Source organism: Deinococcus metallilatus (genome assembly GCF_004758605.1).
GTDB lineage: Bacteria > Deinococcota > Deinococci > Deinococcales > Deinococcaceae > Deinococcus > Deinococcus metallilatus.
In genome coordinates this window covers 1-18,983 of sequence record NZ_CP038511.1, presented here as the reverse complement: position 1 = coordinate 18,983, position 18,983 = coordinate 1, and the positions used below count along the sequence as shown (strand labels likewise).

Sequence of the window (18,983 nt, the reverse complement as noted above, 5' to 3'; positions counted from 1 at the left end):
CTGTGAAAGGCGCCCGCAACGATGAACTCGGAGGCTACTTCCGGCCTGTGGGTGTCGGTGAACGAGCGGTTCTGTGGGGGCAAGCCGGTTTCCTGTCCATCCTACCCGGAGTGACGTGGCCACGTCCTCTCTCCCGGTCGAATGGAGGCCAGCTCCTCAGGACGACGGCCAGAAGACACCGCGTCAGGACAGGCCGACTTCCATGCACCCCAGGTCGAAGAAACGCAACGGCCACCCTCGCCGGTGCATCCACGACACCACCACGCCGGGCAGCAGGAACAGGCCTCCCAGTCCGTTGCCGAGTGCCAACAGGCCCACGTGCGTCACAGGCTCCACCGGGAGGGCTGCCACCTGGACGAACCGCGCCCATCGTGGGAGGGTCATCGGCAACCCTGCGTGAAGACGTGAGCTTCCGCCTGTTCGCCGTCGAGTGTCCATCCGCTGGTCCCCCGGTCCGCGAAGCGGCTCATCGGTTCAGGAGTGCGGTGCCTGGGCGCTCGGCATGAAAAAAGGTTCGTTCTCCGGGTCAGCGCCGCCCAAGACGGCGCACGAAGATCAGCGTGAGCACCAGGACCAGGACCTCCAGCCCCACGCCGAAGATCCAGAAGGCCCGGGGGCTGGTGATGAGCCGGTCCACCAGGAAGCTGAAGTTCTGCCCGAAAAACCCGGTCACCAGTGTCAGGGGCAGGAACACCGTCGCCACCTGGGTGAGCTGCCGGGAGGCCGCACCCTGCTCCCGGGCTTCCAGCGATTGGTAGATGTCGAAGGCGCGGTCGGCCGTCGCGCGGGCCAGATTCAGCCGTTCGACCACGTGCTCCACATGATCCCGGATGTCCCGGAAGTAGGGAATCTCCAGCTCGCTCACCACCGGTGGGCCCGCCCGCAGCAGGGTCGTCAGGACGTCCTTGAGCGGAAAGGCGACGGCGTGGGCCGCGTAGGCCAGTTCGCTGATGGTGAAGATGCGCCGCAGTTCTCCCTCCTCCAGGGCGGGCTGCGTGACCAGTTGGTGGCGGATGTCTCGCAGGTCGTCCTCCAGGGCGTCGGTGAAGGGGGCGTAGTCGTCCACCAGGGCGTCGAGGAGCACGTAGAACAGGCTGCTGGGGTCAGGCTGCCAGTCCTGGGGGACCCGTTCCCAGCGGTCGAGGATGTGCTGGGGATCGAAGCCGTGCCCGTGCCGGACGCTGATCACGAAGTCCGCCCCGACGAACAGGTTGAGTTCGTGGATGTTCAGCGTGCCCTGGTCACCTCGGGAGACCCCGTGCACGACCACGAACTGAAAGGTGGAGTAACCCTCGACCTTGGCGCGCTGGTGGGCGTGCAAGGCGTCCTCGACGGCCAGGGGGTGCAGCCCGAAGCGGCCCTGGAGCATCTCCAGGTGCTCCGCCCCCGGGTCGGTCACATCGAACCAGGTGAAGCCCCCCTCCGGTGCCGGACGAACGGGCAGCGCGTGGAGCTGAATGCTGACCGCACCGGTGCGGTCAAAGAGGTAGGCCCGGAGATCACCGGGGCGACGGTGTTCACCCTCAGTGACCTGGGCGGCTTGGGGCTTCATGGCGACTCCTTTGAGCGAGGCACCCGGTTATTGTGGCGAGAGAAACGTGGCGTGCCCCCGCTCACACCTGGAGAACCAGGCTCGCCACGTTGAACTGGATGAGGAGGTCGGTCGCGTCTTTGAGCCGCTTGAAGCGCAGCGGCAACAGGGCCCCCACGACGTCAGCGAAGATGGCGATCCAGGTTTTGGCACATGCCGCGGTGAACGCCCAAGCCAGCCGCTGACTGCGGCGAAAGAGCGCGGTCCGCAGCAAGGCGATCACGCCGCTCAGGAGGCCCGCCCCGAACTCCTCGAACAGCACCCTCCGGGTGTCGCGCCCGCGGATCTGTCCGGGGGCGATGGCCCGCACCACCAGCGTGGCCGACTGGCTGCCGGTGTTGCCGCCCGCGCCGATCAGGGTCGGGGAGGAGATGGCGAGCGTGGGCACCAGGGCGACCAGGCAGTCGTTGGGGCCGATGACGTTGGTGGTCACGAACAGGGTCGGCAGCCAGCCGATGCGCTTGCGCCACAGCAGCACCGTGGAGGCGCGGGGAGAGTCGATCTCACGGCCCTCCATCTCCAGCCACTTCAGTCACTGAGAGTGAGAGCAGGGCTTGCAGCGACCGCAGCAGGTCGTCCTCCTCCAGGCGGCCCCGACGCACGTCCCGGATGAACCCGGCCCGGTCGATGAAGACCGTAGTGGGGAGCGTCAGGGCGTGATACTGGCGCGCAATCGCCTGCCCCGGGTCGAGTCCCGCGAGCGTGCTGAAGGTAAACCCCGCGTCGTATCGCCGCAGTTCTTCCAACGTGGCCCGCTCGTGCAGGCTGACGACCACCAGGCCGTGGGTGGCGTACTCCAGTTGGTAGTGGCGCAGCAGGCGGTCGTTCTTCCGGCAGACGGCGCAGCCCACGTCCCCGAACTGCACGATGACCGCCTCGCCCCGCAACTCGGCCAGGCTCACCCGCTCTCCGCCCAGGTCGGTGAAGGTGAAGTTCGGGGCGGAGCGCCTCACGGCACCCGTTCCACCCCCCGCCTGCGCGGGCAGGGGCGCGGTGAGGCCGACCAGGGCAAGCAGAACGAGCGCACGCTTCATAGGGTCCTCCGGGTGGGTCCCCTCAGCATAGCCAGTCTCCCGGTGCGGGCAGAGCACCCAGGAAAGTCAGGTCCTTCAGGGCTGTGGAGCCAGGACATACGCCATCCCGCCCGCGTGATTCAGCCACAGCCGCTCGAAGACTGCCCGGGGGTAGGTGCGCCGCACGCTGGCGTCACTGGGCGCCGCCGGGTCGTTGACTACCGGGTTGCCCCGCGCGTCAAATCCCGTGAGGACCATCAGGTGTCCGTCCGACCAGGAGAGCGGCGCGCCGGGCAACTCGCCCGCCCGGAAGCGCACGCTGACGGCCAGCGGGAGGCCTTGCAGGAGGTAGGCTTCCGCGTCCCGCAGGCTGCCCAGCCGGGTGACGAACGCCTGGAGGCCGTGCGTCGCCGCGTACGCCGTGTTGAAGGGCCAGTTCCCGAAGCCGTCGTAGGTCGCGTCGAAGGTCGCTCCCGCCGCGTCCGGGACGCGCACCGGTGTTCCCCAGAAGCCCAGCAGCATGCTGACGCTGGTCGGGCTGCACCACACCGGCCCCCCCTCCGGGTAGATCATCTGGGACAGCCCCGGGACCTTCAGCACCCGGTTCCAGGCCGCCGCCTGCCCCGCCGCGCCCTGTTCCCGGAAGCGCAGGTCGGTGTCGGACGTGTTGAAGGAGAGCAGCCGCACCTGCGTGCCCGCCCCCGCCGTCACCCGGAACTGGAAGGCGTCCGCGCGAAAGGGCAGCGCCAGGGTGTCGGTGTTCACCGTGCCGTCCGCTGTTCGCGTGACCGCGCGGCTCGCCCGCGGCCCGGCCGCCCGCCACTCGCCGAAGCTGAAGTACCGGGTCCACCGGCCGCCCGGGCGGCGCACCCGGACCTCGACCGTGACGGGGCTGGTGGTGGACCCCGTGACGTTCCAGCTCGGGATCAGCGCGTTGAAGGGCGGCACGGGGACGGCCGCGCTCTCCAGACGCCCCGCCCGCAGGGGCGGGAGGGCCTGCCAGCTCGCGGGCCCGCTCGCCCGTCCCTGCGCGGCGCGGATGGCGGGCGCGGGCGTGCCGAAACTGGTCTGCTGCGTGTAGGGGGCGGCCTGCGCCGCGCAGGCGAGGAGCAGGCTGGACAGGGGGAGCCAGAAGCGCTTCACCGCCCGAGGCTACCGGGTGAGGGCCGCCCTGGGGTGAGCCCCGTGCCGTCCGGTAGAGTGCCCCCATGCGGGGAAAGCTGCTGCTCCTGTTCACCGCCGCCGTGCTGGGCGCGTCCCCGACCGGGGAGGCCGCCGCGTTCCGCTTTGCGAACCTGGCCTGGGGCGCGGACCGGAGTGAGGCCCACCCGATCCTGACGCGTCAGGGCTGGCGCTTCGAGCGGCAGGCCGCCCACGGGGACGCCGTCTACTCGGGCACCTTGCAGGGCTACCGGGCGCGGGCCATCCTCAAGTATGACCCCCTGGGACGGCTGGTGGCGGTGGACGTGCGTGTCCTCCCAGCCGAAGCGGATCTCCTGGGGGCGTACGGGGCGCTCCGGGCGGCGGTCATCCTGCGGCAGGGGGACCCCGCCTACAGCCTGTCCTCCTTCCGCCTCCCCTACCGGGAGGGGGACGGACGGGAACTGGAGGCCCTAAAACGCCATCACGCCGTGTTCGACACCGTGTGGTATGACCCCCACGAACTGAACCTGGAGGCGAGGAGCGGGATGCAGATGGAGGTGGTGACCACCCCCTTCTCCCGGCTGGAAATCCGGCAGTTCTACCTCAGCAACGGCTGGACCGAGGAGTACGGGCGCCGAGCTGGCCTGCTGGAACGGGGCACCTGAGGGGGCGCGTTCTCCCCGGGGCCGGACCAGGGGCCGCGCGCCGCAGGAGCCGAACGGCCGCTCCAGGCTCGCCCCACCGCCGCGGGCCTCCTCTCCCCCCGCGGCCCCCCGTCCCGGAGTCGCGCCCGGACGTCTGCCCCGGGAGGGGCGGCTTACACTGCCCGGGTGCGCCGCCTCACCGTGCCCGTGCTCGTTGTTCTGGCGGGCCTCGTCGCCCTGGGGGCTCCCGCGGTCCCGGCGCTCACCCGGTATGGGGCGCTGCCCCGCGCGGCGGGGCGTCCGGTTACCGTGCTGCTCGCCGGTGTGACGCCCCGCTACCAGGAGAACGCGGCGGTGTGGCCCTGGCCGGTGGCCCCGGAGGACTTCACCTTCCTGACGGACACCCTGGTGCTCGCGCAGTTCTGGCCGGGCGGCCGGGTGAACCTGCTGAGTCTTCCCCGCGACACCTGGGTCAACCTCGCGGGGTACGGCTGGGGCAAGATCAACGGGGCCAACGTGAAGGGCGGGCCCGAGCTGCTGGTCAAGGTGGTGCAGGACCTGACGGGCGTGCCGGTGGACGCGTACGTCCTGCTGTCACTCAACGCGGTGCGGGCACTGACCGACGCGGTGGGGGGCGTGACGCTGGACGTGCCCCGCCGCATGAAGTACGACGACAACGCGGGCAAGCTGCACATCGACCTCCAGCCGGGCCGTCAGCGCCTCCGCGGGCCGCAGGCCGAGGGCTTCCTGCGCTTTCGCAAGGACAACCTGGGCGACCTCGGCCGGGTCCAGCGGCAGCAGCTCTACCTGACCGCCCTGGTGAACCGGGTCAAGAACCCGCTGAACTGGTGGCGGCTCCCCGCCATGGTGGGGGCGCTGGACCGAAACACGAGGACGAACCTGACCCGGGCGCAGGTCGGCGCCCTGCTGGGCGCGGCGCTGGGGGGCCTCCAGGTGAACACGGCGACCCTCCCGGGCTCCTTCGGGGACGGTGGCACCTGGGTCGCCGACCATCCCGCGCTGCACGCCCTGGTCCGGGAGCAGTTCCGGGACCCCAACGACCCGCGATTCCTGACCGTCGCGGTCGTGAACGCCGGGGCGCCGGACGGCAGTGCCCGGCGCCTCCGGGCGCGGCTGGAGGGCCTGGGCTACCAGCAGGTCGTGATCTCCAACGGTCCGCGCGCCGGGGGCCCAACCACCGTGAGCGGGAAGGCGGCCGCGGCGGTGCAGCGCGACATGGGTTATGGGCGGGTGACCCGGGAGGCAGGCCTCCCCGGCGCGGACGTGACGGTGCGCCTGGGGAGCGACACGAAGGCGCCGTGAAGCGGGCGCCGCGGCGGGCCGGCTCCTCTGGCTCCGCCGCCGAACGTGCCCGGCCAGGACCGACCACAGGGAGGTCGGGCCAGGGCCGCGAGAGGCTCTTCAGGAGCTCCGGCTTCAGGTCTGCTCTGGAAGAGGTGGCGTGTCACCCGGGTCACGGCCCCGTCCACCGGCCTCCGCTGCCCCGCCGAACAGGCGGGCGGTCAGGCAGGACACCCCGGCGTTCCACTTCCCTGGAACCACCACAGCGCCCGTGCCATTCAGTCGAGGTGGGGCAGGTGGATGGGTGCCGTCCCGGACCTGATCGGGGTGGTGCTCTTGAATGCTGACCACGCCCGTGCTGCCCGGGCCGCATCGCCCGTGGCGCTCCACTGGTCCTGTGCATCGGTCGCGACGTTCAGCCGCCAACTTCTTATACTGCCCCGTGCTGAATGAGGAGCCACCGGCCGTGACCCCGTCCAATCCGTCCCCGGTGCCTGGCCCCGGCAGCTCGCGGTGGCGAGGAGCCCTTCCTGATCCGGGACCGCGGAACGGCGGGGGGCCTTTGATGCCGCCTGGCCTCCTGCCGCGGGGTGGGCGGTGAAGCAGTATTGGGCGGTCGTGGGCGCGCTCGTCGCGGTCTTCCTGGTCCTGTTCGTGGTGGTGGAGGCGCTGGGGCTGCCCCTGCTGACCGACCCCCTGCCCTTTCTGCGCCGGGGCGGCGCGGCGGCGGGCCTGGTGGGGGTGGCCCTGCTCGCGACGGACGTGCTGCTGCCCGTGCCTTCCAGCGTGGTGATGCTGGCGCACGGGGCGCTGTACGGCGCCCCGCTGGGGACCCTGCTCTCGCTCGTCGGCAGCGTGGGGGCCACGCTGCTGGGGTTCGCGCTCGGTCGGCGCGGCGGCCCCCTCCTCGAGCGGCTGGTGCCGCCGGGGGCCAGAACGCGCAGTGAGGCCCTGCTGCGGCGTTGGGGACCGCTCGCCCTCGTCGTCACGCGCCCGGTGCCCCTGCTCGCCGAGACGGTGGCCGTGCTGGCGGGCGCCTCGCCCCTGCGGTGGCGGCAGGTCATCCCTGCGGCCACGCTGGGCGCGCTGCCGTCCGCCTTCCTGTACGCCTGGGCGGGGGCGACAGCGAGTGGACTCGGGACAGCCTGGGTGGTGGGGGCGGTCGCGGCCACGGCCGTCGCCTTCTGGCTGGTCGGCCGCTGGCTGGAGCAGCGGTCGCCGGACGATGGGACCGGGGTACGCTGACCTGGGGAGGACACCCGCTACCGTTGCGGACGGGGTCGCCGCTTGCACAGCCTCCGAAATCAGCATCGTCGCCCCATCCCGCTCCCTTCCCTGCCGCCACGGCTGGTTCGTCGTCCGGCTAACGGATTCAGGGAACAGTGCGCCCACACGCGAGCCGAAGCGTGGCCCTCACGGGACTGGGAGAAGTCCTGGCGCGGCTCGGCGGGGCGGTCGGCGACGTTTATCGCCAGCCAGGATTCCAACCGCCGTACGTGTTCCACAGCCGAAGGGCCAGGTTCACGGCCCAGACGGCTGCCAAGCCGAGCAGCAGTCCCGCTCCCAGCCCGATCAGGGCCCGTGTGGTGCTGATCAGAAACGGCGTGTGGAAGTGCGAGAAGGTGTTCAGGATGCTGGCCTGCCCTTCCAGGCCGCCCAACAGCGCCAGGACCGTGAGAGAGCCGGGCAGCGTGCCCGACAGCCCCTGCAACAGCAGCGGGTGACCGAACACCTCCTTGAAGCGTGGGCGGATGACAGCGTCTTGCAGATCCTGGCGAATCCTGGCCTCCACGCCGCTGACACCCACCGCCGAGGTGTTGCCCCGCCGCGACACCGCGACCGCGAAGAGGGCCAGCGCCAGGCCCAGCAGCACCACGTCACCCACCTTGAGCTTGACCGCAAACAGGTCGGCCAACGTCCGGCGGATGTCCTGACGGGGCAGAAAGCTCAGCAGCACCAGCCCGATGGGCAGCACCAGCGTCAACCCCACGCCGCTGAAGGGGTCGAGGCCCAGCATGCTGCCCTTGTCGGCGCCCAGCGCGCTGACAAACAGCACGCCCAGCAGGCTGAACCCCGTGGCGAGAAACCAGTCGGTGAGCTGCCTGCGCCGCAAGACCAGCCCCAGTGCTGGAAAGGTGATGGCCGCCACCAGCGCCAGGCTGTGAAAGGGCTCCCCGCCGTTCAGGCCCAGGGCGCCCAGCAGCGCCAGCCCCCCCACAATCAGCCCGACGCGCGGCAGCGGATAGCTCAGCGCCAGCAGCAGCAGGGCGGCGAGCGGCCCGATCATGCTCAGCCCCCTGAGCAGCGCATTGGGCGTGTAATTCTCGATCACCGGCCGCGTCACCCGGATGTGGCTGCGCGCCAATTGCTTGCCGAGCAGGGTCAGAAAATACTCGGTTTCCCCCTGCGTCGGGAAGGGCCGCAGGTACAGGATGCGCTGGGTCCGCTCGCGGGCGGCCAGCGCGAATTTGCTGGCCACGTCACCCGGCGTCAGGTTGTTCTGCCAACTGGGGTTCAGGCTGAACATGCGCGCGGCCGTGCGGCCCTCGATCAGGGTCTCAAGACCGGCCTGCGGGCTGTTCTCGATGATGGTCGGCACCCGGGTGCCCAGCCGCGCCCCGATGTCGGCCAACACCCTGGGGTTGCGCGCGCCGATCACCTCGCTGCCGGTGAACGAGAGAAAGGGCACGTCCGGCCAGTCCGCCCCCGGCTGGCGCACGCGCTGGTCGTCGTAGGGCCGGTAGACCACCACGAAGCCCCTGGCCTGCAACGTCCTGATCTGGGCGAGGTTGGGACCAGCGGGGAGGTAGCGCGGATCTACCGACCAGCCCACCCACGGCTGCCCCCGCACCGTCACGGTGGTGGTCGGCAGCGGCCGGTATCGGGCGGGCGGCAGCAGTTCGCCAGTTGCCGCGGCCTGACTGATGGGACCGGCGTTGGCCAGCGAGCCGTATCTCCTCACCAGCCGCTCAACTGTGCCGGGCTTGATGGACCTCAGGTACGACCACTCCGGGTTGATGCCGGGCACACCGGGATGGCGCGCCTGCAATTCGCTGCCCGTCAGGAAATACGCTTCGCCGCGTTGAATGGCCGAGGCCACGACATCCTCGTAGACCGCCACACCGTTGACGCCCAGCGTCTGGTAGCGCCGCAGCAGGGCGCCGGGGTCCTGTCCAGTCTCCTTGGCCTGCTGTGAGAGCGCCGGGTAATCCATGACGAGCGCCACCGTCTTCTCGCTGTTCTCAAACGCGATCCGGCTGGTAACCAGCAGCCCGGCAGGAATGAGCGCCAGAAGAATCAGCGAGAGCAGCAGTGGCTGGAAGCGCGAGCGGGTGGGCAGCGGCAGGCGACTTAACGCCGAAGCTGGCGAGGTGGGGTGAGGGGTCGGTTGAGGGTGGCTCATGGTGGTCCTGACAGGGTCATGCGGGCGGGCCGGATCAATGGCGGAGGAGCCTGGCTCGAGCGGTCCACAGGAAGGAGCGTGACTTGCTCAGGTCACGTCCAGCGCTGAAGCTGAAACCCAGGGGGGCAACGGCGACGTGCCGTCGCAACCTGTCAAGGGGTGGCCGCGGCGCGCGCATGGGAGGAGAGGAGGCCCCGGACGTCACACCCACATCGACGCTGGTGGTCGGGGCGCGGGCGCCGCAGGAGAACGGACGATGCTCCAGCTCATGTTTGCCACCCGCATCGAGAACTACGGCCCGACCATCCAAGAGGGGCGTTTCCGGCAGGACGAGATGGTCAAGACCCGCCATGACCAGCTCCACAGGGTGGAGCGGCGGGTTCAGCCCGCACCCGCTCCTACGGGTCGCGCACGGCGAGGGCGACGGTTCAGCCGGGGCGGCCCTCCCCCGCGTGCCCCTCCACCGTGGTGAGCAAAACCTCCGGGCGCGCCTGAGGGATCTGCCCCGCCGTGGCGACGGGAGTGTCAGGCTGGCCGGAGGCCCGAGCCGTGCGGAGGTTACCCAGCGAGGCATGGCCGCATGAGAGGTCTGCCCGCTCCCCTCGGTCGTGATCCGCCACAACGCGAGTTCGAGCGGGCCCAGCGGCGAGGGAGGCGTCCCGGCCGTCCCAGCCCCTCTGCACGGCCCGAGTCCGGCGAGCGTCAGGACATCGGCTTCCCGCCGCAGGGTCGTCCTCCAGGGCATCTATTCCCCTCCCGGGCGGTCACCCGGTTCCGGTTCAGGGCGGGAAGGGGAAGGACGGAAGTCGGCGGGCAGCCACCAGGGCGCCTGAATTGTCCGGGCGCGGGCCCACTCGAAGGCGAACATGCGCCGGTACTCGTCGATGGCCCCGGCGTCGCTCGTGGCAAGCGTGTACTCGCCCAGGCCGAGCGGCCCGAAGGAGGAATAGTGCAGGTTCTGGCTCCCGACGGTGAGCATCTGGTTGTCAATCAGGGCAGCCTTGGTGTGCAGCCCACCTGACGTGCCGTACCAACGGGCTTGCACGCGCCCTTGCAGCCCCAGCGGCGCCAGCTCGGCCTGGAGGCCGCGCAGCAGGGCCAGCGTCTCCGCCTGGAGCAGCGGATCGTAGTCCAGCAGCAGCCGCAGCGTGACGCCCCGCTCGCGGATCGCGCGGACAGCGGCGCGCCATACGGGCAGTTGAAAGGCGGGGTCGCAGCCGCCCGGTTCGGACAGCTTCCCCACGCAGCCCAGGGTGCCGCTCACCTGGGACTGCATCACGTCGATGCTCGTGCCCGCCGCCGCGAAGAGGGCACTCACCGTGTCGTCGGCATTCTGGTAGCCGCGGCGGCGGTAAAGGGGATACACCCGGGCGGTTCCGGCGGCGGGGGCAGGGGCCGCCCAGCCCAACGGCAGCAGTGGTGCCCGAACCTCAAAGGCACACTCGCGCCGCAGCGTGGCTGGCAACGGGGGGGTTCGGCACGTGAGCCGCTGGCTCAGGGTCCACCCGTCGCGGAAGGCCGCCAGCGCGTTCCGGGCAACCGGGCCGCGCACCCACAAGGCAAGGTCCGTCAGATCGAGACCGCGCCCGCTTGGTGCCGTCTGCGGCTCGTGGAAGAAGCTGACGTTGTACCCGCCAGCCAGCATCCGCTCGCCGTCCTGCACGACGAGCTTCATGTGGTTGTGGGGCAGGGCGTAGGCGTAGTCGGCGATCTCCAGGCGCCAGCCGGGCACGGGGTCACGGGTCAGCGGGACGCCCGCGTCCAGCAGGTGCCGGGCGGCGTTGTAGGCGTTGGCTGCTGGGTCGAGGTCACCCAGCCGGATGGAGTGGCCGAGCATGACGCGCACGGTCACGCCGTCCGGGTAGCGGTCGGGGAACGCGGCCACGTCCCGCCGCAGGGCGGCGATGGCCTGGGCAACCCGCGCCCCCGGGGCATCCGGACCGTCGTCCCAGATCATGTTGGCGATGAGCAGCTCCCGTCGCGTCCGGCGCAGTTGGTCCACCAACAGGTCGAAGGCCCCCCCAGGGCGGCGCGGCTGGGCGCTGTAGGCGGGGTCCGCGTTCGGAAAGTGCAACAGCCCTTCTACCTGGTTCCCGCAGCTCAGCGCCGCGCCCTGTCCCCGTGTCCGTTCGAACAGCAGGCGGTCGAGCGGCGCTTGAGGGACCGGACAGGTGTTCAGGCCCAGACCGTCGAGGGCAGCGGTGTCGGGCGCGGGAAGCGGTCCGGCCACCTCGAACCCGGCCGCCAAGGCCAGCCCCCACCCCCCGGGCCGGGCGTCAGGAACCAGCAATAGCACCAGCCAGGCCAGTCCCCAGGCGACGGAGCGGGTGAGGGGAACAGGACACGCCTTCTGAGGCGAACTCGACTGCAACGGATGCACGGAACCGGGATTCAAGCGTGAAAACTCCTCGCGGCCGCCCGATCGCCGCATGGGGCTTCTTCCATGGCAGCACAGGGGCCTCGTCTGGTCAGGCAGGATTGGGGGTGAGCAAGGGTGGGACGGGTGCCCCTGAACCCAGCCTCAGTTTCCCATACACTGTACGCATGAACAAGTGCTCATACGTATGGTCACACGGGAGGGCTGATTGACGCGAGCGTCTGTTTTTCTGCCGCGAGACGTTTATGCAGGAGCAGGGTGGGCTTCAGGATTAAGCGAGGTCGTGGAAGAGGCCAGCCATGGATAAGTACGCCTGGTACGTGATCGTGGTGTACGTGGTGCCCCTGGTGCTGCTGGGGGCGTACCTCGCCTGGATGTGGCTGCGGCTGCGGGCCCTGCGGGAGGAGGAGCGCCGATGACGACTCCCCTGCCCCGCGCGAGGCGGCGTCGGCGCAGCCCCTGGCCGACCATGCTGGGCGTGCTCGCGCTCGTGGGCCTGACGGCCTTTATCGCCTTCGGGAACCTGGGCAAGAGCCTGGAGTACTTCGTCACACCGACGGAGTACGAACAGCAGCGCGCCCAGTTCGAGGGCCGCCCCCTGCGCATCGGCGGGCTGGTGAAGGCCGTGCAGTACAACCCGCAGACCCTCGACCTCAAGTTCAACGTGACGGACGGCGGCGCCACCTTCCCGGTGCAGTACCGCGGCGCGGTCAGCGACCTGTTCAAGGAGAACCAGGGCGTGGTCGTGCGCGGGACGTTCCAGGGCAACACCTTCCACGCCACCGACCTCGTGGTGAAGCACTCCGAGGAGTACCACGTGCCGCAGACGCAGGCCGAACTCAAGAAGCTCCTTCAGGAAAACCAGAGCCAGCAATGAGGGGCGGATGCTGAACCTGATTTCCTTCCAGTCGAGTGCGCTCGGCGCGCTGGGCCAGCTTAGCCTGCTCGCGGCGCTCGCCTTTACCCTGGGCGGGACGTGGCTGGCCGTCGTCGGTGGCCTGAAGGCCGACAGCCGGGCCACCGAGGCCGCGCGGCGGGCGGTCTGGGCCGTCTTCGCCCTCGTGAGCCTGGGGACGCTGGTCCTGATGGCCGCGCTGCTGCGCGACGACTTCAGCGTGCGGTACGTGGCGGAACACTCCATGCGGGCCTCGCCGACCTGGGTCAAGGTGACGAGCCTGTGGGGAGCACTCTCCGGGTCGATTCTGCTGTGGGCGTGGCTGCTCGCGGGCTTCGCGCTCGTGCTGAGCCTGACCCTGCGGCGCGACGCCCTGCGGCCCTGGGCCCTGGGCGCGATGTTCGTCAGCCTGCTCTTTTTCGTGGGTGTATGCGCGAGCATCGCCAGCCCGTTCACGCCGCTGAGCCAGATTCCGGCGGAAGGCTCCGGGCCCAATCCCGCCCTGCAAAACCACTGGATGATGGCCGTCCACCCGGTCCTGCTGTACCTGGGCTTCGTGGGGCTGAGCGTGCCCTTCGCGTACGCGGTCGCCGCGCTCGTGACCGGGCGGCTCTCGGACCACTGGGTCGTCGTGACCCGGCGCTGGACGCTGGTCGCCTGGGCCTTTCTCACCGCCGCCATCGTGGCGGGCGGCTGGTGGAGCTACGAGACGCTGGGCTGGGGCGGGTACTGGGCCTGGGACCCGGTGGAGAATGCGTCGTTCATCCCCTGGCTGCTGACCACCGCTTTCCTGCATTCCGTCCAGATTCAGGAGCGGCGCGGGCTGATGCGCGCGTGGAACGTGTGGCTGATCGTGCTGGCGTACGCGAGCACCGTGCTGGGCACCTTCCTGAACCGCTCGGGGATCGTGCAGAGCGTCCACGCCTTTGCGGGCGGGCCGGTCGGGCCGGTGTTCCTGGGCTTCCTGGCCTTCCTGCTCGTGGCGGGGATCGGGCTGGCCGCGTGGCGTGCGCCCCACCTGCGCGACGAGGCCGACCCGCCCGCCCCGGTGAGCCGTGAGGGAGCCTTCCTGGCCGGGAACTGGCTGTTCCTGGTCTTCGCGGTGATGGTGCTCGTCGGGACCCTGTTCCCCACCCTCGTGGAGGCAGTGCAGGGGCGGCGGGATGCCTCGGTCGGCCCGGCCTTCTACAACGCCTTCGCCATTCCGCTGGGGCTGGGATTGCTGCTGCTGATGGGCGCGGGGCCGCTGCTCCCGTGGCGGCGGGCAGACGGGCAGAGTTTCTGGCGGGCGCTGCGACCCCTGCTGCTGGCGGGGCTGGGGGCGGGGCTGATCGCCTTCGCGTTCGGCGTGCGGAGCCCGGGTGTGCTGGGCACGGTGGCGCTCGCAGCGTACAACCTCGTCGGGCTGGGGCTGCTGACCGCGCGGGCGCTGCGGGAACGGGCGGCGGCGCGGCGGGGAAGTGGCTTCCTCGGCCTCGTCCGCGAGCAGCCGCGCCGCTATGGCGCCTACCTCGCGCACGTCGGGCTGGTCGTCATCGCCCTGGGGATCGCCTTTTCGGGCGCCTATCGGCAGGACGCACAGACTACGCTGAAGGTCGGTGCGGCCCCCACCAAACTGCTGAACGAGACGCTGGCCCTGCAAGGCACCCGGCTCGACACCAAGCCCTACGGGCGGTCCCAGGTGGCGCGCGTGCTGATCGACGGGCGGCCCTTCGAGGCGAAGCTCAACACCTACGTGCAGGGCGGGAACTCCGCCTTCGCCGCGCCCGCGGTGCGCTACGGGGTGCTGGGCGACACCTACCTCGTCGTGACGGCCTTTGACGAGCAGGGCCGGTGGGCCAGCGTGCGGCTGATCGAGAGCCCGCTCGTGTCGTGGATCTGGTGGGGCACCTTGATCGTGGTGCTGGGGGCCGGGCTGACGCTCGTGCCGCCCAAGCGCGCGACGGTGCGCGTGCCCGTGGCGCGGACGGCCCCGGCGACTGACTAGCCCTTGCCCCTGAAGAAGAGAGAGGATGTATGACAGAGGTTTCAACGAACCCCAAACCCGCGACTCCCGCTCCCCTGTGGCGACGTCTGCTGCCCCCCGTGCTTGCGGCGGGGCTCGTTGGGGTGCTGGGTGCAGCGCTGCTGAACCCCGCGCGCAACACCCCGGAGGGTGGGCCACTGATCAACAAGCCCGCCCCCGCCTTCACCCTCGAAAGCCTTGACGGCGCTCCGGTCAGCCTGGCCTCCCTCCAGGGCCGTCCCGTCGTCCTGAACTTCTGGGCCTCGTGGTGCACGCCGTGCCGGGAGGAGGCGCCCCTGTTCCGCGAACTCAGCGAGCGGCAGGGCGCGGGACAGGGCCTGGCGGTCGTCGGGGTCCTGTTCCAGGAGACGAAGGAACAAAATGCGCGCGACTTCATCAAGGAGTACGCCCTCGCCTATCCCTCCCTGCGCGACCCCGGCATCCAGACGGGCATCAATTACGGCGTGTCGGGCATTCCGGAAACGTTCTTCATCGACCGTGAGGGCGTGATCCGCGACAAAGCGTCGGGGGGCCTGACCCGTGAGCGGCTGAACGCGGGGCTGGCGAAGATCGGGGTGGCGGGGCTGTGAGGCGGCCAGGGGTGTGGGGACTCCTGGCCCTCGTCCTGGGCTTGCTGCTGTCCGTGTCGCTCGCCCTGACGCCCGACCAGGAGGCGCGGGCGGAGCGGCTGGGAACCAACCTGCGCTGCCCGATCTGCACGGGCCTGCCCATCACGGAGAGCACGAACGACCTCAGCCGGGAGATGCTGCGGGACGTGCGCGAGCAGGTGGTGGCGGGGCGCAGCGACCGGGACATCTATGCCTACTTCGCCGCGCGGTACGGGAACTTCGTGCTGCTCGACCCGCCCAAGGAGGGGAGCAACCTGCTGCTGTGGGGCGCCCCGCTGGCGGCGTTGGTGGCGGGGGGCGCGGTGCTGTGGGGCGTGTTGCGCAAACGGAACGTCGCGGCTCCGTCCATCCCGGAGGCGGGGACCGAGGCGCCCTTCGACCCCTTCCTCGCCCAGGTGCGGCGTGAGACCCGGGGGGATGACCGGGCGGGGGGGCAGGCGTGATCCTGGGCCTGACCCTCTTTGCCCTCGTCCTCCTGGCCGCGCTATGGCTGGTCTTGCAACCGCTGAGAGGTGGCATGCCCACTGATCCCGACGCTCCCGAGCGCCACCGGCTCACCGCCGAGCGTGACCGCCTGTACGCGGAATTGTCTCATTTGACCGACGAGTCGCGCCGCCCCGACCTCGAACGCCGCGCGGCACTCATCCTGCGGGCCCTCGACGCCCTGCCAGCCGCTCCTCCTCCCCGGGAACGTGGGAGGCGGACGCGCGCCGCTGCGCTGGCGGGGCTCGCGGTGGCTGCGCTCGTCACCGTCGCCGGGGCGGTGACCTTCGTGCCACGCTGGCAGCTCGCCTCTCTCGGGGCGGATGAGGTGCAGGACGTGCGGGACGTGCTCGCGCTGCCGGGCCTGCGCAGGAAGGCCGAGACGACCGGGGAGGGAGCCGCGTACCTCGCCTGGGGCCGGGCCGCTTTCGACTCCGCCCGGTACGCGCAGGCGGTGACCGCGTACGGGAACGCCCTGAAGCTCGACCCCCGGCAGCCCGAGGCACTGCGGCGGCTGGGCATCCTGCTCCTGACGCGAGGCGAGCAGACGGGGCAGACCGGCGCACAGCCCACACCCGAGGACGCGCGGCAGGCCTTCCTGTTGATCCGCACCGCGGCGCAGCTCGCGCCGAAGGAGCCGGAATCGCAGCTCCTGCTGGGCTTCGCGCTCGCCCGCTTCGGGCAGGACGCGGACGCGCTGACGGCGCTCGAACGCTACCGGACCCTCGACCCCAAGGGACGCGACGCCGACGACCTGATCACCTCCCTGCACGCGAGGCAGAACGAGAGCGACCCAGGCCTGCGCGTGTACGCTGCCAACTGCGCGAGTTGCCACGGCCCGAACGGGGGCGGGGGCCTCGGCCCGAACCTGCGGGTCGCCACCCTGTCGCGGGAGGCCCTCGAAAACGTGATCGTGAACGGCAAGGGCGCCATGCCCGCCTCCCCAAACCTGAAGCCCGAAGAGCTGAACGCCCTCCTCGACGTGCTGGAGCGGTGGCAGAAGGAAGGCGAGTAATGCCCCCGTCGGCTAACGCTGCTCGTCCGGCGTGTACGCGTACAGGGACAGCAGGGCGGAGCTGATGTCCCGGAAGATGGGGGCGGCGAGTTGCGATCCCTGGTACTCGCGTTTGGCCCCGCGCACCATCACCGCCACCGTGAAGCGCGGTTGCGCCGCGGGGAGGAAGCCCGCGAAGGTGCTGGAAAACACCTCCCCGCTGTAGCGGCCGTCCACCGCCACCTGCGCGGTGCCGGTCTTCCCGCCCACGTGGTACCCGGGCAACTCGGCCTTTCCCCGGATGCCGTCGTCGATCACCCCACGCAGCACCTCGCGCATGCGGGCCGCCGTCTCCCGGCGCAGCACCTGCCTCGCCCCGGCCACGTCGCCGGGGAAGAGGCGCGGGGGAACGTACCGCCCGTCGTTGGCCAGCACGTTGAAGGCCGCGACGAGTTGCAGGGTGGTGGCGGTCAGTCCCTGCCCGAAGGACAGGGTGGCCTGTGACAGGGCGCTCCAGGCGTCCGGGTCCCGCAGGAGGCCGTCCCCGGCGGGCAGGCCCAGCCGGACCGGCTGCCCGAAGCCGTACGCGGTGAAGTAGCGGTACAGCAACTCCGGGGGCACGCCCTCCACGAGCCGGGTCATGCCGACGTTGCTGGAGTAGCGCAGGATTTGCCGCGTTGTGAGCCGGGCAGGATGCGGAACGAGGTCGTTGATGGTGGCCCCGGCGAGGCGGCGCCACATCGGGGTGTCGTACGTCTGATCAGGTGTGGTCCGGTCCTCGTCGAGCAGAGCCGCCACCGTGAGCGCCTTAACCACACTGCCCGGCTCGTACTCGTCCAGCGCCGCCCGGTTGCGCCAACGGTCAGCCGGGACCTGCGTCCAGGCGCCCGGGTCGAAGCCCGGCACCGACGCCAGGGCACGCAACTCGCCCGTCCGGGTGTCCATGACGGCGGCCGACGCGAACTGGGCGTCGGTGCGCCTCAGGGCCTCGCTCAGGACGGCTTCAACGGCGGCCTGCACGCGGGTGTCCAGGGTGAGGGTCAGCGCCTCACCGCGCTGCAAGCGCCCGTTCATCGCCCGCTCCGTGCCCTCCAGCCCGGCCGAGGCCCCCACAAAACCGATGACCGGCGCGGCCAGGGGACCCAGGGGGTAACGCCGGGCGTCCAGGGCGCCGTGCGCCAGGACCCGCCCGTCGGCGCTGCGCAGTTCCCCGCGGGTGGGCCGGGTGGACGGGAGGGGCGGGGGGCCAGCGGGGACCGTGATGCGGGCGAAGGCCACCGCCAACACGGCGAAGGCGAGCAGACACAGGGCGGCGAGGACGCCAGCACGGCGACCAAGGCGGTGGGAGCCAGCACGAGTTGGGTAAGGGGACATGGAAGGTCTTTCTCAGGAGGGCCTGGGCGAGGAAGGACAACGCGGTTCGCCGGGACCGGCGAGGGAAGGCGGACCGTCCACATGGGATGGGCCGCACGGCGAAGTTGGGGGGAAGGCGGGTCTCGGGCCGTGTCGTGGCCAGGTTGCCGAACCGGCGGGGGCGGCCGGGACGCCGCGTGGGGGCGCACTCCCAAGCGGAAGGGGGCCGGTGAGCCAAGGATGACAGGACACGCACCCCCGGGAGCGGCGGCCGGTCGGGTTGGACCGGAGGGCGGGCTGCCCAATTCGGGTGAAGCGTCAGTTCAGCAGGCCTGTGATCATGCGGATGGAACAGGCGAAGCTCTTCACCCCGGGTCACGGCCCAGCGCCCCCGGCGAGCAGCCACTGGAGCCCCTGCCCCAGCATCAGGGCGTTGAGCAGCAGGGTGAGGATCATCAGCCCCAGGAACCCGTCGTTGGAAGGTGTGGGCCAGCCGGACAGCCGCCCCGCGAGCAACACCGTGCCGAGCACGTAGAAGATCGCACCGATCCCAAGGTGGCCCCCCGAGGCCAGGACCGCGCCGACCGCCAGGTTGGACAGGCTGAGCGCGAGGCACAGCCGCTCGGCCCGCCGGTGCCGGTCGCTTCCCTTCACCCGCAGGCTCCCCCACACTGGGCGTGGGCCGAGCGGCGCGCCACCCCCTCACCGCGTCCCCAGGTCGTGAGCGGCCTGACGGCGGTGAGGGGCCGGAGCTGGCTCAGCACTGTGGGCGACGGTGGGTGGTGGGGCCGATCCGTTCTGCTCGGCTGACCCGCGGATGGGTGGGCGGAAGCCGCCGCTGGGATGGGCGGCCTCGCGGCATGGGCCGCTGCGGCGAGGTCGCCCTGGCCCCGGCGTTCACCGTCCCCCCGTCAGCCTGAGGGCGCGGGCGATGCCCTCGCGCTGGTCCCGGAAGGTGCCGGAAAAGATCTGGTCGCCGACCTGGGTGACGGGCAGCGCGGAGACGTCGGCGCGCGCCAGCAGCTCCGCGCGCGCCTGCGCGTCGTGGTCGATGTTCTGTTCCGTGAAGGGAATGGCGTGGCGGGTCAGGAAGGCCCCTACGGCCCGGCTGGTCGCACAGGCGCCCGCCGTGTACACGGTGACCGTGGTCA

18 protein-coding genes are annotated in these 18,983 nt (G+C 71.0%); 8 read left to right on the top strand and 10 right to left on the bottom strand.

What is annotated here, in order from left to right:
- Positions 1 to 183 precede the first annotated feature (183 nt).
- The 5 genes from E5F05_RS03965 to E5F05_RS03945 form a co-directional block, all read right to left on the bottom strand.
- The gene (locus E5F05_RS03965; RefSeq protein WP_103128115.1) at positions 184 to 384 is read right to left on the bottom strand and encodes a hypothetical protein; all 201 of its coding nucleotides are present in this window, start codon (positions 382 to 384) and stop codon (positions 184 to 186) included.
- 142 nt (positions 385 to 526) lie between these two features.
- Entirely contained in the window at positions 527 to 1,552 is a 1,026-nt protein-coding gene (locus E5F05_RS03960) for a magnesium transporter CorA family protein (RefSeq protein ID WP_103128114.1), read from the bottom strand.
- A gap of 61 nt (positions 1,553 to 1,613) precedes the next feature.
- Positions 1,614 to 2,108, bottom strand: a complete 495-nt coding sequence (locus E5F05_RS03955) for a magnesium transporter (RefSeq protein WP_103128113.1) — start codon at positions 2,106 to 2,108, stop codon at positions 1,614 to 1,616.
- Positions 2,095 to 2,625: a TlpA family protein disulfide reductase gene (locus E5F05_RS03950; protein ID WP_103128112.1), complete on the bottom strand. Its 531-nt coding sequence runs from the start codon at positions 2,623 to 2,625 to the stop codon at positions 2,095 to 2,097. Before E5F05_RS03950 ends, E5F05_RS03955 begins: the two co-directional genes overlap by 14 nt.
- A 75-nt stretch (positions 2,626 to 2,700) precedes the next feature.
- The gene (locus E5F05_RS03945) at positions 2,701 to 3,747 is read right to left on the bottom strand and encodes a peptidase C39 family protein (protein ID WP_103128111.1); all 1,047 of its coding nucleotides are present in this window, start codon (positions 3,745 to 3,747) and stop codon (positions 2,701 to 2,703) included.
- A gap of 65 nt (positions 3,748 to 3,812) precedes the next feature.
- On the opposite strand from E5F05_RS03945, the gene E5F05_RS03940 reads away from it, so the two are divergent.
- The 3 genes from E5F05_RS03940 to E5F05_RS03930 all read left to right on the top strand — a co-directional run bounded on the left by E5F05_RS03940 (position 3,813) and on the right by E5F05_RS03930 (position 6,938).
- Positions 3,813 to 4,412: a hypothetical protein gene (locus tag E5F05_RS03940; protein ID WP_103128110.1), complete on the top strand. Its 600-nt coding sequence runs from the start codon at positions 3,813 to 3,815 to the stop codon at positions 4,410 to 4,412.
- 165 nt (positions 4,413 to 4,577) lie between these two features.
- Complete coding sequence (locus E5F05_RS03935) at positions 4,578 to 5,714, top strand: LCP family protein (RefSeq protein WP_103128109.1); 1,137 nt, start codon at positions 4,578 to 4,580, stop codon at positions 5,712 to 5,714.
- A gap of 576 nt (positions 5,715 to 6,290) precedes the next feature.
- Positions 6,291 to 6,938: a TVP38/TMEM64 family protein gene (locus tag E5F05_RS03930; RefSeq protein WP_103128108.1), complete on the top strand. Its 648-nt coding sequence runs from the start codon at positions 6,291 to 6,293 to the stop codon at positions 6,936 to 6,938.
- A gap of 220 nt (positions 6,939 to 7,158) precedes the next feature.
- Here the strand turns inward: E5F05_RS03930 and E5F05_RS03925 are convergent, their stop codons facing one another.
- On the bottom strand, positions 7,159 to 9,096 hold the full coding sequence (locus E5F05_RS03925; protein ID WP_221274093.1) for a DUF5693 family protein: 1,938 nt from the start codon (positions 9,094 to 9,096) through the stop codon (positions 7,159 to 7,161).
- A 745-nt stretch (positions 9,097 to 9,841) separates the two neighbouring features.
- Positions 9,842 to 11,491 (bottom strand): phospholipase D-like domain-containing protein, encoded by a 1,650-nt coding sequence (locus E5F05_RS03920; protein WP_241687046.1) that lies wholly within the window; start codon positions 11,489 to 11,491, stop codon positions 9,842 to 9,844.
- A 397-nt stretch (positions 11,492 to 11,888) separates the two neighbouring features.
- On the opposite strand from E5F05_RS03920, the gene ccmE reads away from it, so the two are divergent.
- Genes ccmE through E5F05_RS03895 form a run of 5 tightly spaced genes read left to right on the top strand, consistent with a single transcriptional unit; the run spans position 11,889 to position 16,500 of the window.
- The gene (gene ccmE, locus E5F05_RS03915) at positions 11,889 to 12,350 is read left to right on the top strand and encodes a cytochrome c maturation protein CcmE (protein ID WP_103128106.1); all 462 of its coding nucleotides are present in this window, start codon (positions 11,889 to 11,891) and stop codon (positions 12,348 to 12,350) included.
- Between the two features lie 7 nt (positions 12,351 to 12,357).
- Complete coding sequence (locus tag E5F05_RS03910; protein ID WP_103128105.1) at positions 12,358 to 14,355, top strand: heme lyase CcmF/NrfE family subunit; 1,998 nt, start codon at positions 12,358 to 12,360, stop codon at positions 14,353 to 14,355.
- Between the two features lie 29 nt (positions 14,356 to 14,384).
- Positions 14,385 to 14,963 carry a TlpA family protein disulfide reductase gene (locus tag E5F05_RS03905; protein ID WP_103128104.1) on the top strand — a complete coding sequence of 193 codons (579 nt, stop codon included), beginning with the start codon at positions 14,385 to 14,387 and terminating at the stop codon, positions 14,961 to 14,963.
- Between the two features lie 11 nt (positions 14,964 to 14,974).
- The gene (locus E5F05_RS03900) at positions 14,975 to 15,445 is read left to right on the top strand and encodes a cytochrome c-type biogenesis protein (RefSeq protein ID WP_103128103.1); all 471 of its coding nucleotides are present in this window, start codon (positions 14,975 to 14,977) and stop codon (positions 15,443 to 15,445) included.
- Positions 15,442 to 16,500 (top strand): c-type cytochrome, encoded by a 1,059-nt coding sequence (locus E5F05_RS03895; RefSeq protein WP_103128102.1) that lies wholly within the window; start codon positions 15,442 to 15,444, stop codon positions 16,498 to 16,500. Before E5F05_RS03900 ends, E5F05_RS03895 begins: the two co-directional genes overlap by 4 nt.
- Before the next feature lie 12 nt (positions 16,501 to 16,512).
- Here the strand turns inward: E5F05_RS03895 and E5F05_RS03890 are convergent, their stop codons facing one another.
- From E5F05_RS03890 to E5F05_RS03880, 3 genes are all read right to left on the bottom strand, one after another.
- Positions 16,513 to 17,853 carry a peptidoglycan D,D-transpeptidase FtsI family protein gene (locus tag E5F05_RS03890; protein WP_103128101.1) on the bottom strand — a complete coding sequence of 447 codons (1,341 nt, stop codon included), beginning with the start codon at positions 17,851 to 17,853 and terminating at the stop codon, positions 16,513 to 16,515.
- 354 nt (positions 17,854 to 18,207) lie between these two features.
- Positions 18,208 to 18,486 carry a hypothetical protein gene (locus E5F05_RS03885; protein WP_129117511.1) on the bottom strand — a complete coding sequence of 93 codons (279 nt, stop codon included), beginning with the start codon at positions 18,484 to 18,486 and terminating at the stop codon, positions 18,208 to 18,210.
- A gap of 243 nt (positions 18,487 to 18,729) precedes the next feature.
- Entirely contained in the window at positions 18,730 to 18,969 is a 240-nt protein-coding gene (locus E5F05_RS03880; RefSeq protein ID WP_244944490.1) for a glutaredoxin family protein, read from the bottom strand.
- Positions 18,970 to 18,983 lie beyond the last annotated feature (14 nt).